The organism is Xanthomonas sp. CFBP 8443, assembly GCF_025666195.1.
Taxonomy (GTDB): domain Bacteria; phylum Pseudomonadota; class Gammaproteobacteria; order Xanthomonadales; family Xanthomonadaceae; genus Xanthomonas_A.
In genome coordinates this window covers 3,783,602-3,798,031 of the sequence record NZ_CP102592.1, presented here as the reverse complement: position 1 = coordinate 3,798,031, position 14,430 = coordinate 3,783,602, and the positions used below count along the sequence as shown (strand labels likewise).

At 68.9% G+C, this 14,430-nt stretch carries 17 protein-coding genes and 1 tRNA gene; all 18 read left to right on the top strand.

The window, feature by feature from the left end; translation table 11 throughout:
* Positions 1 to 2: 2 nt before the first annotated feature.
* The 18 genes from NUG20_RS15900 to NUG20_RS15815 all read left to right on the top strand — a co-directional run bounded on the left by NUG20_RS15900 (position 3) and on the right by NUG20_RS15815 (position 14,327).
* Positions 3 to 527, top strand: a complete 525-nt coding sequence (locus NUG20_RS15900) for a GNAT family N-acetyltransferase (protein WP_263395402.1) — start codon at positions 3 to 5, stop codon at positions 525 to 527.
* Between the two features lie 108 nt (positions 528 to 635).
* Positions 636 to 947, top strand: a complete 312-nt coding sequence (locus NUG20_RS15895) for an I78 family peptidase inhibitor (RefSeq protein WP_263395401.1) — start codon at positions 636 to 638, stop codon at positions 945 to 947.
* 73 nt (positions 948 to 1,020) lie between these two features.
* Complete coding sequence (locus NUG20_RS15890; RefSeq protein WP_317852751.1) at positions 1,021 to 1,626, top strand: esterase/lipase family protein; 606 nt, start codon at positions 1,021 to 1,023, stop codon at positions 1,624 to 1,626.
* A gap of 79 nt (positions 1,627 to 1,705) precedes the next feature.
* Positions 1,706 to 2,431 (top strand): YebC/PmpR family DNA-binding transcriptional regulator, encoded by a 726-nt coding sequence (locus NUG20_RS15885; RefSeq protein ID WP_263395400.1) that lies wholly within the window; start codon positions 1,706 to 1,708, stop codon positions 2,429 to 2,431.
* A gap of 102 nt (positions 2,432 to 2,533) precedes the next feature.
* Complete coding sequence (ruvC, locus tag NUG20_RS15880) at positions 2,534 to 3,097, top strand: crossover junction endodeoxyribonuclease RuvC (RefSeq protein WP_263395399.1); 564 nt, start codon at positions 2,534 to 2,536, stop codon at positions 3,095 to 3,097.
* Positions 3,098 to 3,221: 124 nt separating this feature from the next.
* Positions 3,222 to 3,806 (top strand): Holliday junction branch migration protein RuvA, encoded by a 585-nt coding sequence (gene ruvA / locus NUG20_RS15875; RefSeq protein ID WP_263395398.1) that lies wholly within the window; start codon positions 3,222 to 3,224, stop codon positions 3,804 to 3,806.
* 51 nt (positions 3,807 to 3,857) lie between these two features.
* Positions 3,858 to 5,774 carry a potassium transporter Kup gene (locus NUG20_RS15870; RefSeq protein ID WP_263395397.1) on the top strand — a complete coding sequence of 639 codons (1,917 nt, stop codon included), beginning with the start codon at positions 3,858 to 3,860 and terminating at the stop codon, positions 5,772 to 5,774.
* 176 nt (positions 5,775 to 5,950) lie between these two features.
* The gene (gene ruvB, locus NUG20_RS15865; RefSeq protein WP_263395396.1) at positions 5,951 to 6,985 is read left to right on the top strand and encodes a Holliday junction branch migration DNA helicase RuvB; all 1,035 of its coding nucleotides are present in this window, start codon (positions 5,951 to 5,953) and stop codon (positions 6,983 to 6,985) included.
* Entirely contained in the window at positions 6,982 to 7,482 is a 501-nt protein-coding gene (ybgC, locus tag NUG20_RS15860; RefSeq protein WP_263395395.1) for a tol-pal system-associated acyl-CoA thioesterase, read from the top strand. Before ruvB ends, ybgC begins: the two co-directional genes overlap by 4 nt.
* A complete protein-coding gene (gene tolQ, locus NUG20_RS15855; RefSeq protein ID WP_263395394.1) occupies positions 7,479 to 8,255 on the top strand; it encodes a protein TolQ in 777 nt (258 codons plus the stop codon). Before ybgC ends, tolQ begins: the two co-directional genes overlap by 4 nt.
* A 40-nt stretch (positions 8,256 to 8,295) precedes the next feature.
* Positions 8,296 to 8,733, top strand: coding sequence for a protein TolR (tolR, locus tag NUG20_RS15850; RefSeq protein WP_263395393.1), 438 nt, complete (start codon positions 8,296 to 8,298; stop codon positions 8,731 to 8,733).
* The gene (tolA, locus tag NUG20_RS15845) at positions 8,723 to 9,724 is read left to right on the top strand and encodes a cell envelope integrity protein TolA (protein ID WP_263395392.1); all 1,002 of its coding nucleotides are present in this window, start codon (positions 8,723 to 8,725) and stop codon (positions 9,722 to 9,724) included. Before tolR ends, tolA begins: the two co-directional genes overlap by 11 nt.
* A 233-nt stretch (positions 9,725 to 9,957) precedes the next feature.
* Positions 9,958 to 11,277: a Tol-Pal system beta propeller repeat protein TolB gene (tolB, locus tag NUG20_RS15840; RefSeq protein WP_263395391.1), complete on the top strand. Its 1,320-nt coding sequence runs from the start codon at positions 9,958 to 9,960 to the stop codon at positions 11,275 to 11,277.
* Between the two features lie 72 nt (positions 11,278 to 11,349).
* Positions 11,350 to 11,868 (top strand): peptidoglycan-associated lipoprotein Pal, encoded by a 519-nt coding sequence (gene pal / locus NUG20_RS15835; protein WP_263112686.1) that lies wholly within the window; start codon positions 11,350 to 11,352, stop codon positions 11,866 to 11,868.
* 3 nt (positions 11,869 to 11,871) lie between these two features.
* The gene (gene ybgF, locus NUG20_RS15830; protein ID WP_263395390.1) at positions 11,872 to 12,684 is read left to right on the top strand and encodes a tol-pal system protein YbgF; all 813 of its coding nucleotides are present in this window, start codon (positions 11,872 to 11,874) and stop codon (positions 12,682 to 12,684) included.
* A 45-nt stretch (positions 12,685 to 12,729) separates the two neighbouring features.
* The gene (gene queE, locus NUG20_RS15825) at positions 12,730 to 13,407 is read left to right on the top strand and encodes a 7-carboxy-7-deazaguanine synthase QueE (protein ID WP_263395389.1); all 678 of its coding nucleotides are present in this window, start codon (positions 12,730 to 12,732) and stop codon (positions 13,405 to 13,407) included.
* A 115-nt stretch (positions 13,408 to 13,522) separates the two neighbouring features.
* Positions 13,523 to 14,188: a 7-cyano-7-deazaguanine synthase QueC gene (gene queC / locus NUG20_RS15820; protein WP_263395388.1), complete on the top strand. Its 666-nt coding sequence runs from the start codon at positions 13,523 to 13,525 to the stop codon at positions 14,186 to 14,188.
* A gap of 63 nt (positions 14,189 to 14,251) precedes the next feature.
* Positions 14,252 to 14,327: transfer RNA gene (locus NUG20_RS15815), tRNA-Lys, on the top strand.
* Positions 14,328 to 14,430 lie beyond the last annotated feature (103 nt).

The window sequence follows — 14,430 nt, the reverse complement described above, 5'->3', positions numbered from 1 at the left end:
CGATGGCATTGGCGATCCGCCAGGCCACGCCGGACGACGCCGCCACGCTGGCGGCGCTGGCCGCGGCCACCTTCACCGAGACCTTCGGCCACCTGTATTCGCCGCAAGACCTGCATGGCTTCCTCGACGAGCACTACACCGCGCAGCGGCAACGCACGATCCTGCAGCACCCGGACTACGCGATCTGGCTGCTGGAGGACGACGGCGTGGCGGTGGGCCACGCCGCGGCCGGCCCATGCGGCCTGCCGCATGCCGAGGTGCAGCCCGGCGACGGCGAACTGAAGCGGCTGTACCTGCTGCGTTCGCACCAGAACAGCGGCTGGGGCAGCCGCCTGTTCGAGACCGCGCTGGCCTGGCTGGAACACGCCGGCCCGCGCACGCTGTGGATCGGGGTGTGGTCGGAGAACTTCGGCGCGCAGCGCTTCTATGCGCGCTACGGCTTCGAGAAGGTCGGCACCTACGAGTTCCCGGTCGGGCAGACCCGCGACCTGGAATTCATCCTGCGGCGCCTGCCGCGCTCGGCATAGCCTCGCGCGGCACGCATGGCCGCCATGCCGGCGCGGCCAGCCGATCGGCAGGGCCGGCGACATGGCGCAGTACACTGGCCACTCCTCCGGGCCCGACAGGAGAGTGCCATGCCGCGATCACTGAAATACGCCGCCGCCGTGCTGCCGCTGCTGGCCGCGTGCGCGCCATCGGCCTCGCTGCAGCCGGCCAGCGGCGGCCCGGCCGGGCAGGGCGACGGCCGCTGCCAGGCCGAGCCGGTGACCTGGGCGGTCGGCCAGGTCGCGACCGACGCGACCCTGGCCAGGCTGCGCAAGGACAGCGGCGCCGGCCTGGTGCGGCCGATCGCGCCGGGCCAGCCGACCACGCGCGACCTGCGCCCGGACCGGCTCAACGTCTTCGTCGGCGCCGACAATGTCATCACCAAGCTCGGTTGTGGCTGAGCCGGCCGGCGCGTGCGCAGCGCGGCCGGAGCCGGACATCGGTGCCGCCGCTGCCGCCGCAACGCCGCAGGTGCTGCTGTTGCACGGCATCTGGAACGGCCGCGCCTGGCTCGGGCCGCTGGCCTGGCGGCTGCGTCGCGCCGGTTTTCGCGTCGCCAGTTTCGGCTACTCCACCGCGTTCGGCGGCGCCGAGGCGGCGGTGCCGCGGTTGCAGCAGCGGATCGAGCGCCTGGCCGCGCACGGGCCGCTGGCCCTGGTCGGGCACAGCCTGGGCGGGCTGGTCGCGCTGCACGCCCTGCGCCAGGCGCCGCAGCTGCCGGTGACCCGGGTGGTATGCCTGGGCGCCCCGCTGGCCGGCAGCGCGGTGGCGCAGGCGCTGCTGCGACGCGGCCTCGGCGCCGCCCTGGGCCGCAGCGCGGCCTTGCTGCAGCAGGGTCTCGGACACTGGGACGGTCGCGCCGCGGTCGGCATGGTCGCCGGCAGCGTCGCGTTGGGACTGGGCAACCGCTTCGCCGCGCTGGGGCCGGAATCGGACGGCACCGTGGCCCTGGCCGAGACCCGCGTGCCCGGCCTGCACGACCATTGCCTGGTGCGCGCCAGCCACAGCGGCCTGTTGTTCTCGCCGGCGGCCGCGCTCCAGACCGCGGCCTTCCTGCGCCATGGCCGCTTCGCCGCCTGAGCGCGGGCACCGCGGATGGGGCGCGGCGGCGCAATCGAGTAAAATCCGCCGCTTGTCCTTCTGATGTCCGGAACGCCCCATGGGTAGAGGCCCCTCGATCGAAGCCCGCAAGAACGCATCCGATGCGAAGCGCGGCAAGATTTTCACCAAGATCATCCGCGAGATCGGCGTCGCCGCGCGCGCCGGCGGCGGCGACCCGTCCAACAACCCGCGCCTGCGCGTGGCGATGGACAAGGGCCTGGCCTCGAACATGTCCAAGGACGTGATCGAGCGCGCGATCAAGAAGGCCACCGGCGAGCTGGAAGGGGTCGAGTACGAGGAAATCCGCTACGAGGGCTATGCACCGGGCGGCGTGGCGGTGATCGTCGACTGCCTGACCGACAACCGCGTGCGCACCGTGGCCGACGTGCGCCATGCCTTCAGCAAGTGCGGCGGCAACATGGGCACCGAGGGCTCGGTGGCCTTCATGTTCAAGCGCCTGGGCGTGCTCAGCTTCGCCGCCGGCGCCGACGAGGAAAAGATCACCGAAGCGGCGATCGAGGCCGGCGCCGACGACATCGTGGTCTATCCGGAGGACGGCGCGATCGACGTGCTGACCTCGCCGGACGCGTTCCACGCGGTCAAGGACGCGATGCAGGCGGCCGGCCTGGCCGCCGACCATGCCGAGATCAGCTTCCGCGCCGACAACGACATCGCGGTGGAGGGCGACACCGCGCTGCAGGTGCGCAAGCTGCTGGACATGCTGGAAGACCTGGACGATGTGCAGGCGGTCTATTCCAACGCCGATCTGGGCGGTTATGCGTGAACTGAGGCGCGGGACCGGGGACCGGGGACCGGGGACCCGTAACGGCGCAAGGCACAGGTACGTCACTGCCCGGCGCGTCGAGGTGTTCCAATGCGCGCCCCGGTGAGCGCTTCCGGTCCCCGGTCCCCGGTCCCCGGTCCCGGCGCCGTCCGCATCCTCGGCATCGATCCCGGCTCGCAGCGCACCGGCGTGGGCATCATCGACGTCGACGCCGCCGGCCGCACCACCCATGTGCACCACGCGCCGTTGCTACTGCTCGGCGAGGGCGACTTCTCGCAGCGGCTCAAGCGCCTGCTGCACGGGCTGGGCGCGCTGATGGAGGAATACCAGCCGCAGGAAGTGGCGATCGAGCGGGTGTTCATGGGCAAGAGCGCCGATGCGGCGCTCAAGCTCGGCCACGCGCGCGGCGCGGCGATCTGCGCGGTGGTGCTGCGCGATCTGCCGGTGCACGAATACGCGGCCAAGGAGATCAAGCTGGCCATCGTCGGCAAGGGCGGGGCCGAGAAGCAGCAGGTGCAACATATGGTCGGCCTGATGCTGAGCCTGACCGGCAAGCTGCAGGCCGACGCCGCCGACGCGCTGGCGGTGGCCATCACCCACGCCCACGTGCGCGCGACCGCGCAGCGCCTGGGCATCAGTACGCAACAGGCTTGGAGCAGGAAATGAGTGGAGCCGGGATTCGGGATTGGGGATTGGGGATTGGAAACGGCCGCGCGCAAGCGCGGACGCCGCGCTTTTACGAATCCCCAATCCCCAATCCCCAATCCCGGCGCCTCGCACGAGGCGCCCAATGATCGGCCGTCTGCGCGGGATCCTCGCCTACAAGCAGCCGCCGTGGCTGGTGATCGACGTGGGCGGGGTCGGCTACGAGCTGGAGGCGCCGATGAGCACCTTCTACGACCTGCCCGACGTCGGTCGCGACGTGATCCTGTTCACCCACTACGCGCAGAAGGAGGACAGCGTGTCGCTGTACGGCTTCCTGCGCGAGGGCGAGCGGCGCCTGTTCCGCGACGTGCAGCGGGTCACCGGCATCGGCGCCAAGATCGCGCTGGCGGTGCTGTCGGGAGTCAGCGTGGACGAGTTCGCGCGGATGGTCACCGCCGCCGACGTCACCGCGCTGACCCGCATCCCCGGCATCGGCAAGAAGACCGCCGAGCGCATGGTGGTGGAACTGCGCGACCGCGCCGCGGACTTCAGCGGCGGCGCGCCGATCACCGGCCAGTTGGGCACCGATGCGGTGTCCGAGGCCACCGTGGCGCTGCAGCAGCTCGGCTACAAGCCGGCCGAGGCGGCGAAGATGGCGCGCGATGCCGCCGCCGACGGCGACGAGGTCGCCACCGTGATCCGCAAGGCCCTGCAGGCCGCGTTGCGCTGAGCCGGCCGTACCCCTCTTCTTCACGCCTTGCGGCGCTAACCTGATCCCCTCATGTCCTCCACTCCCGTTCCATCCCCCGGCTCAGGCCATTCGGCCGATGCGCATGGCAAGGCCGGCTTCGCGCTGGTCATCGGCGCCATCGGCGTGGTGTTCGGCGACATCGGCACCAGCCCGCTGTACACGCTCAAGGAAGCGTTCTCGCCGCACTACGGCCTGAGCAGCGACCACGACACCGTGCTCGGGGTGCTGTCGCTGGCGTTCTGGTCGCTGATGATCGTGGTCACGCTGAAGTACGTCACCATCATCATGCGCGCCGACAACGAGGGCGAGGGCGGCATCATGGCGCTGATGGCGCTGACCCAGCGCACCATGCGCAAGGGCTCGCGCTCGGCCTACGTGGTCGGCATCCTCGGCATCTTCGGCGCCTCGCTGTTCTTCGGCGACGGCGTGATCACCCCGGCGATCTCGGTGCTGGGCGCGGTCGAGGGCCTGGAGGTGGCCGCGCCGGGCCTGCACGCCTTCATCGTGCCGATCACCGTGGTGGTGCTGGTGATCCTGTTCCTGGGCCAGCGCTTCGGCACCGAGAAGGTCGGCAAGGTGTTCGGCCCGATCACCTGCCTGTGGTTCCTGTCGCTGGCGGCGATCGGCATCTGGAACATCGTCGACGCGCCGGAAGTGCTGAAGGCGTTCAACCCGTGGTGGGCGATCCGCTTCTTCCTCGAGCACGGCTGGCACGGGGTATGGATCCTCGGCGCGGTGGTGCTGGCGGTGACCGGCGGCGAGGCGCTGTACGCGGACATGGGCCACTTCGGCGCGCGCCCGATCCGCCACGCCTGGTACTTCTTCGTGCTGCCGTGCCTGGTGCTGAACTACCTGGGGCAGGGCGCGCTGGTGCTCAAGCATCCGGCGGCGCTGAAGAACCCGTTCTTCGAGGCGGTGCCCGGCTGGGCGCTGTACCCGATGATCGTGCTGGCCACGCTGGCGGCGGTGATCGCCTCGCAGGCGGTGATCACCGGCGCGTTCTCGATCGCGCGCCAGGCGATGCAGCTGGGCTACATCCCGCGCATGCTGATCAAGCACACCTCGCACGACACCATCGGCCAGATCTACATCCCCGGCATCAACTGGCTGCTGATGGTGATGGTGATCGCGCTGGTGCTGATCTTCCGCAGCTCCACCAACCTGGCGGTGGCCTACGGCATCTCGGTGTCGGCGACGATGCTGATCGACACCCTGCTGCTGGCGCTGGTGGCGCGCGCGCTGTGGCCGCGCTGGCGCAACTGGGTGCTGCCGCTGTGCGTGGTGTTCTTCGTCATCGACGCCGCGTTCCTGATCGCCAACGGCGCCAAGCTGCTGCAGGGCGCCTGGTTCCCGGTGGCGCTGGGCATCGTGATGTTCACCATGATGCGCACCTGGCGCCGCGGCCGCGAGCTGCTGCGCGAGGAGATCCGCAAGGACGGCATCCAGATCGACAGCTTCCTGCCCGGGCTGATGCTGGCGCCGCCGGTGCGCGTGCCGGGCACCGCGGTGTTCCTGACCGCCGACGCGACCGTGGTGCCGCATGCGCTGATGCACAACCTCAAGCACAACAAGGTGCTGCACGAGCGCAACGTGTTCCTGACCGTGGAGACCCTGCCGGTGCCGTACGCCTCGGCGCGGCAGCGGCTGAAGATGGATGCCATCGGCGACGAGTTCTACCGGGTGATCGTGCGCTTCGGCTTCATGGAGACCCCCGACGTGCCGCTGGCGCTGATGCGCTCCTGCGACCAGGGCGGCATCTACTTCGACCCGATGGACACCACCTACTTCGCCAGCCGCGAGACCATCGTCGCCAGCGCCAACCGCGGCATGCCGATCTGGCGCGACAAGCTGTTCGCGGTCATGCACCGCAACGCCGCCCCGGCCACCGGCTTCTTCCGCATCCCGGGCAACCGGCTGGTGGAGCTGGGGGCGCAGGTGGAGATCTGAGTGGGGCCGGGACTCGGGTTGCGGGACTCGGGACCCGGAAAAGCGGCAGTCCGCCTGCCAGTTGCCTACAATAGCCGGATGCCGACCTGCGCCCGCGCCATTGTCCGTTTGCCGATGATCCGTCCGATGGCGGGAACGCTTGCCGGGTCCCGGGTCCCGAGTCCCGAGTCCCGCTGATGGACCGCATCATCGCCAGCAGCGCCACCCGCGAAGACGATGCGGTCGAGGCCAGCATCCGTCCCAAGCGCCTGGCCGACTACCTCGGCCAGCAGCCGGTGCGCGAGCAGCTGTCGATCTATATCGAAGCGGCCAAGGCGCGCGGCGAGGCGATGGACCATGTGCTGATCTTCGGCCCGCCGGGGCTGGGCAAGACCACGCTCAGCCACGTCATCGCCAACGAGCTGGGGGTCAACCTGCGGGTGACCTCCGGCCCGGTGATCGAGAAGGCCGGCGACCTGGCGGCGCTGCTGACCAACCTGCAGCCGCACGACGTGCTGTTCGTCGACGAGATCCACCGCCTGTCGCCGGTGGTCGAGGAAGTGCTGTATCCGGCGATGGAAGACTTCCAGATCGACATCATGATCGGCGAGGGCCCGGCCGCGCGTTCGATCAAGATCGACCTGCCGCCGTTCACCCTGATCGGCGCCACCACCCGCGCCGGCCTGCTGACCGCGCCGTTGCGCGACCGCTTCGGCATCGTGCAGCGGCTGGAGTTCTATACCCCGGAAGAGCTGGGCAAGATCGTGCGCCGGTCCTCCAGCATCCTCGGCATCGCCTGCGACGCCGACGGCTGCGCGGAGATCGCGCGGCGCGCGCGCGGCACCCCGCGCATCGCCAACCGGCTGCTGCGCCGGGTCCGCGACTTCGCCCAGGTGCGCGCCGACGGGCACATCGACCTGGCCGTGGCGCAGGCGGCGATGCAGATGCTCAAGGTCGACCCGGAAGGCTTCGACGAGCTCGACCGGCGCCTGCTGCGCACCATCATCGACTACTTCGACGGCGGCCCGGTCGGGGTCGAGTCGCTGGCCGCCTCGCTGTCCGAAGAGCGCGGCACCCTGGAAGACGTGATCGAGCCCTACCTGATCCAGCAGGGCTACCTGATCCGCAGCGCCCGCGGGCGCATGGCGACCAACAAGGCGTATCTGCACTTGGGCCTCCAGCCCAAGCGGGATTCGGGATTGGGGATTGGGGATTCGGGAGGGCTGTTTTGACTGCCGGCCATCAGGACACGCCGTCGCCCGGCCAATCCCCAATCTCCAATCCCCAATCCCGGCAGCTATTCAGTTGGCCGACACGCATCTACTGGGAAGATACCGACGCCGGTGGGGTGGTCTACCATGCGCGCTACGTCGCCTTTCTGGAGCGGGCGCGCACGGAGTGGTTGCGCGCGCTGGGCTACGGACAGGAGCGCTTGCGCCTGCAGCACGATCTGGTGTTCGCGGTGCGCGCGATGCAGCTCGACTTCCTGCGCCCGGCCCGCCTCGACGATACGCTGCAGGTCGGCGCCGCGCTGTCGCAATGCAAGCGCGCCAGTCTGCTGTTCGCGCAGTCGATCCACCGCGACGGCGAGTTGCTGTTGCGCGCGCAGGTGAAGGTGGCGGTGCTGGGCGCCGGCAGCTTCCGCCCGCGCGGCATGGACGACGCGCTGTACGACGCATTGAAAGTTCTCGAAATCACTGAAACAGAATTACTGAGGAACGACGGATGATCGCATTGCTCCTGGCCTTGCAGGACACGGTGGTGGAGGCGCTGCCGCAGGACGTGACCCAGACCGCCGCGCAGGCCGTCGCCAACACGGCTGCCCACGGCGGCATCAACTACCTGGACCTGATGCTCAAGGCCAGCCTGCCGGTCAAGGTGATCGTGCTGCTGCTGCTGCTCGGCTCGCTGATCAGCTGGGTGATCATTTTCCGCAAGGCGCGCGTGTTCAAGCAGGCCAACCGCGAGGCCGACGATTTCGAGAACCGCTTCTGGTCCGGCACCGACCTGACCAAGCTCTACGCCGGCGCGGCCGACCGCAACCGCGTGGTCGGCGGACTGGAGGCGATCTTCGAGGCCGGCTTCCGCGAGTTCACCCGCCTGCGCGACAAGCGCAAGCTCGACGCGCGCATCCAGTTGGAAGGCGCGCAGCGCGCGATGCGGGCGACCTATGCGCGCGAAGTGGACCGCCTGGAGCGCAACCTGGAACTGCTCGCCAACATCGGCTCCACCGCGCCCTACGTGGGCCTGGTCGGCACCGTGTTCGGCATCATGGTGACCATGCACGACATGATCAACAGCGGTCAGCAGGCGGGCATCGCCGCGGTGGCGCCGGGCATTTCCGAGGCGCTGTTCGCGACCGCCATCGGCCTGTTCGTGGCGATCCCGGCGGTGTGGGCGTACAACCGCTTCACCACCCGGGTCGAGCGCATGGCCGTCCGCTTCGAGACCTTCTCCGAAGAGTTCAGCTCCATCCTGCAGCGCCAGGCCAGCGGCGACTGAGCGCGCCCGCGCGCTCCGCCCCAGATCCCAGGATTCCCGCATGACTGCCGCCATTTCCCGCCGCAAGCGCCGCAAGCTCAAGTCCGAGATCAACGTCGTGCCGTACATCGACGTGATGCTGGTGCTGCTGATCATCTTCATGGTCACCGCGCCGCTGCTCAGCCTGAGCGTGGACGTGGACCTGCCCGATTCCACCGCGCGTTCGGTGGAGAGCAAGAAGGACCCGGTCATCGTCACCGTCGACGCCGAGGGCCGCTATACGCTGACCCTGCAGGACGGCAAGCCGGAGAAGATCGGCGCGCCGGAACTGAAGGCCAAGATCCAGGCCTTCGTCGGCCAGAACAAGGACGTGCCGGTGTTCGTCGCCGCGCCCGGCAATTCCAACTACCAGCTGGTCATGGACACCATGGTCATGCTGCAGCAGGCCGGCGTTCCCAAGGTGGGCCTGATGAGCCAGCCCGGTACCAATGCACGCTGAAGCCGATACCCGACCGCATCTGGACCAGGGCGACAACGATGGCCTGATGTACGGCATCGCCCTGGCGGTGGGCGTGCACGTGCTGCTGGCGCTGCTGTTCTTCCTCGCCTGGTGGTGGTCGCCGCTGCGCGAGGTGGAGCCGGCGGCCGGGTCGCCGATGGTCGAGGCCTCGCTGGTGGTGTCCGCCGCCGACGTGCGTTCGGCGCAGAAGGCGGTGCAGGACGCGCCCAAGCCGCTGCCCGAGCCGCTGCCCGAACCGGTCAAGGACATCGCCGAGGACGACACGGTGCCGCCGCCGCAGCCGATCCCCGTGCCCAAGCCGCAGCAGGCGCCGACCGAGCAGCAGCAGAAGGCGCAGGACTTCATTCCGGTGCCGGACAAGGTCGACCAGGACCGCGCCAGCCGCACCGCGATCTCGCAGGAAAAAGAGAAGCAGGAGCAGGAAGCCAAGCGCCGCCAGGAGCAGATCGACCTGACCGAGCAGAAGCGCCAGCAGGAGGCCGAGCAGAAGCAGCGCCTGGCCGCGCAGCAGGAAGAGGAGCGGCAGAAGAAGATCGCCGACATCCGCAAGCAGCGCGAGCAGGCCGACCGCGAAGCCAAGCTGGCCGAGCAGAAGCTGCGCCAGCTGGCCGACGTGCGCGCCAAGCAGGCCTCGGCCACCGCCGCGTCCACGCCGCAGGCCGCACCCGGCCAGAACGGCACCAACACCGACCTGTCGGCCAAGTACGCCGCGGCGATCCAGCAGGCGGTGCTGAGCCAGTGGGTGCGCCCGGATTCGGTGCCGCTGGGGCAGAAGTGCAAGATCTCGATCAAGCAGATCCCCGGCGGCACGGTGATGGAAGCCCGGGTCAGCCCCGACTGCCCCTACGACGAGGCCGGCCGCCGCTCGATCGAGGCGGCGGTGCTGCGCGCGCAGCCGTTGCCGTATCGCGGCTTCGAATCGGTGTTCGCGCGCGAGCTGACCTTCAACTTCACCGCGCAGGATCGCTGAGAGGCCGGGATTGGGGATTCGGGATTGGGAATGCGAAGTTTCGTTACCTGTCCCCACGGGCCAAAACCCCCGCTTCCGGGCTTGGCGAGGTCCGGAACTCCCGGGCGGCGGTGCGATAGGCGATAATCGGTGCCTCCTGCCATCGGCTTCACATGCCGATGGTTCATGATTGCGAATACGTTCACCCGCGCATTGCTATCTCTTGCGCCTTCCCGAGTACTGCTGAGCGACCCATGAAGAAACTGCCGCGCTGGCTAGCCGTCCTGACTGCCCTGTTGCTCCCCTTGGCCGCGTCCGCGCAGGACAAGGGCCTGGAAATCGACATCGTCGGCGGCAACGCGTCGGCGACCCCGATCACCGTCGTGCCGATGCCCTACCAGGGATCGGCGGCCGCGCCGTCCACCGACGTGTCCGCGGTGGTCCGCGCCGACCTGGACCGGTCCGGCCAGTTCCGCAACCTGCCCGAGGCGCAGATCGTCGAGCGCCCGACCCGCGGCAGCGAAGTCCAGTACGCCACCTGGCGCGCGCTGAAGCAGGATTACCTGGTCGCCGGCCGGGTGATGGACGCCGGCGAGGGCACCTACCGGGTCGAGTACGAGCTGTTCGACGTGGCCAAGGGCGAGCGCATGCTCGGCCTGGCGATGACCGCGCGCGCCAGCGCGATGCGCGACGTGGCGCACCAGATGGCCGATGCGATCTACGAGAAGATCACCGGCGTGCGCGGCGCGTTCTGGACCCGCATCGCCTACGTCACCGCCAGCGGCAAGGGCGGCGCGATGCGCTATGCGTTGATGGTCGCCGACTCGGACGGCTACAACCCGCAGACCATCGTGCGCTCGGCCGAGCCGCTGCTGTCGCCGAACTGGAGCCCGGACGGCAAGAAGCTGGCCTACGTGAGCTTCGAGCGCGGCAACTCCTCGATCTACATCCAGGACATCGCCACCGGCGCCCGCCAGCTGGTGTCCAGCTTCCGCGGCATCAACGGCGCGCCCGCATTCTCCCCGGATGGCCGCAAGCTGGCGCTGGCGCTGTCGCGCAGCGGCAACCCGGAGATCTACGTGATGGACCTGGGCAGCAAGCAGCTGACCCAGCTGACCAACCACTTCGGCATCGACACCGAGCCGACCTGGGCGCCGGACGGCAGCACCATCTATTTCACCTCCGATCGCGGCGGCCGCCCGCAGATCTACCAGGTGGCGGCGAGCGGCGGCAGCGCCAGCCGGGTGACCTTCCAGGGCAACTACAACGCCACCGCCAGCGTCTCCTTCGACGGCAACAAGATCGCCGTCGCCCAGGGCAGCGGCAACACCTACAAGATCGCGATGATGGACCGCAGCCTGGGTTCGCCGCGCTGGAACACGTTGTCTACGGGTTCGCTGGACGAGTCGCCGAGCTTCGCGCCCAACGCCAGCATGGTCCTGTACGCCGCCCGCGAAGGCGGACGAGGGGTGCTTTACGCGGTTTCGGCCGATGCGCGCGTGCGCCAGCGCCTGGTCCTGGCCGATGGCGACGTGCGCGAGCCGTCGTGGTCCCCGTATCGGACGGCGCGTTGACAACGTAAGTTTGATGTTAATATTTCGCTGCGTTGAACCCCTTTTCGGCTCAGGAGCCATATAGGTATCCCCATGAACAAGACCACCCGCGTTCTGCTTGTTTCGCTTTTGTCCGTCGCAGCTCTGGCCGGCTGCTCCAAGAAGGTCAAGGAAGTTCCCCCGACCGACACCACCGGCACCACCGGTTCCACCACCCCGACCGGTCCGTCGACCTCCGGCCTGTACGGCCCGGGCGACCTGGACACCGACGCCTGCCTGCGCCAGCGCGTGGTCTACTTCGATCTGGACCAGGACTCGCTGAAGCCGGAGTTCCAGGCGATCATGGCCTGCCACGCCAAGTACCTGCGTGACCGTCCGTCCTCGCGCATCACCCTGCAGGGCAATGCCGACGAGCGCGGTTCGCGCGAGTACAACATGGGCCTGGGCGAGCGTCGTGGCAACGCCGTGTCTTCGGCGCTGCAGGCTGCCGGCGGTTCGGCTGCGCAGCTGACCGTCGTCAGCTACGGCGAAGAGCGTCCGGTCTGCACCGAGTCGGGCGAGTCCTGCTGGTCGCAGAACCGCCGCGTCGAGATCGTCTACACGGCTCAGTAATAGATGCGTATCGGTGTCCTTACATCGATGATCGTCGCGGCGGCCCTGGTGGCCGCCGCGCCGGCTCATGCGCAACGCGCCAGCTTGGCCGACCGGGTGACCGTGCTCGAGCAGCAGGCGATGAACACCCAGGCCAACACCGACATGCTGAACCAGCTCAACCAGCTGCGGACGCAGATGCAGTCGCTGCAAGCCACGATCGAGCAATTGCAGCACGACAACGAACAACTCAAGCAGCGCGTCAAGGACCAGTATCTGGACCTGGACGGTCGCCTGAACCGGCTCGAGGGTGGCGCCATGCCGCCGTTGCCGCCGGCTGGCGGTGCCGCACCGGCCGCTTCCGCACCGCCTGCCAGGCCGGCTGCCGCCGTTTCCGAACGGCCGCCGTCGGTGCATGGCGATGCCGGCACGCTGAGCGCCACCGGCGACGAGCGCACCAGCTACAACGTCGCGTTCGACGCACTGAAGGCCGGCAAGTACGCCGACTCGGCCAACCTGTTCCAGAGCTTTCTCGAGCTGTACCCGAACGGCGTCTACGCCCCCAACGCCTTGTACTGGCTGGGCGAGAGTTATTACGCCACCAAGAATTTCCCGCTGGCCGAGGCGCAGTTCCGCGACCTGATCGGCCGCTATCCGACCCACGACAAGGCGTCCGGCGCCCTGCTCAAGCTTGGCCTGTCGCAGTACGGCGAAGGCCATGCGCAGGAAGCCGAGCAGACCCTGCAGCAGGTGATCAGCCAGTATCCGGGATCGGATGCCGCGCGCACCGCGCAGGACCGCCTGCAGTCGATCCGCATCGGCCAGCAGCTGCGCTGAGCCCCGAACGCTGCCGCCATCGTCGCGGGGGCATACTTTCCCGCCATGGCCGCCGTTCCCAGCGATATCGTACAAAGCCCGCTGCCGCGCCTGAAGCTGACGGAGATCTTCCTGTCGCTGCAGGGCGAGGCCGACAGCGCCGGCTGGCCGACCGTGTTCGTGCGTTTGACCGGTTGCCCGCTGCGCTGCAGCTACTGCGACACCGCCTACGCCTTCCACGGCGGGCAGTGGTGGGACATCGATGCGATCCTGGCCGAAGTGGCGCGGCATGGCGTGCGCCATGTCTGCGTGACCGGTGGCGAGCCGCTGGCGCAGAAGCGCTGCCTGCGCCTGCTCGAGCAACTGTGCGACGCCGGTTACGACGTGTCGCTGGAAACCTCCGGTGCGCTCGACATCGCCGAGGTGGACCCTCGCGTGTCGCGGGTGCTCGACATCAAGACCCCGGCCTCGCAGGAAGCGCACCGCAACCGCTGGGACAACCTGCCGCTGCTGACCGCGCGCGACCAGATCAAGTTCGTGCTGTGCGGCCGCGCCGACTACGACTGGGCGCGCGCGCTCGTCGCCGAACATCGCCTGCATGAGCGCTGCACCGTCTGGTTCTCGCCGAGCAAAAGCGAACTGCCCCCGCGCGACCTAGCCGACTGGATCGTCGCCGACCGCTTGCCGGTCCGCTTCCAGATGCAGTTGCACAAGCTGCTGTGGAACGACGAGCCGGGGCGGTGAGAGGCCGAGATTGGGCACTCGGGATTGGGGATTCGTAGAAGCTCCCTCCGATGTCCGATGGCGTGCTGTAGCTTTTGCGAATCCCCAATTTCCAATCCCCAATCCCGGCCCCACAATGAAAAACGCCGTCGTCCTACTCTCCGGTGGCATGGATTCCGCCGTCGTCGTCGCCATCGCCCGCGAGCAGGGCTATGCCGTGCATGCGTTGAGCGTGAGCTATGGACAGCGGCATACGTCCGAGCTGGACGCGGCCACGCGCGTGGCCGACGCGCTCGGCGCGGTGGCGCACAAGACCGTCAACGTCGACCTGCGCAGCATCGGCGGCTCCGCACTGACCGACGACATCGAGGTGCCGGACGCGGGCGGCGAGGGCATCCCGGTCACCTACGTGCCGGCGCGCAACACCATCATGCTGTCGGTGGCGCTGGGCTGGGCCGAGGTGCTGGGCGCGGCGGACATCTTCTGCGGCGTCAACGCCGTGGACTATTCCGGCTATCCGGACTGCCGCCCCGAGTTCATCGACGCCTTCCAGACCCTGGCCAACCTGGCGACCAAGGCCGGCGTGGAAGGCGCCGGCCTGCGCGTGCACGCGCCGCTGCAGCGCCTGAGCAAGGCCGACATCGTGCGCGAGGGCGTGCGTCTGGGCGTGGACTTCGGCCTGACCGTGTCCTGCTACCGCGCCGATGCCGCCGGCCGCGCCTGCGGCCACTGCGACGCCTGCCGCCTGCGCGCCGCCGGCTTCGCCGACGCCGGCGTGGCCGACCCGACCCGCTACGCCTGATTTCGCGTTGACCCGGGGCTGGGGTAGAATACGCACCCCGGCGCAATGCCGGGGCATTGTTTTGGGCCGTTAGCTCAGTCGGTAGAGCAGAAGACTTTTAATCTTTTGGTCGATGGTTCGAATCCATCACGGCCCACCACTTCGATCAGCGATCCGAGCGTCGCCTTCGCTGGTCTCGTCACCGCTTGCTGAAAGCACGCCAGAAAATCTGGCGGTGCGGGCGAGCACGCATCGTTGCGGTT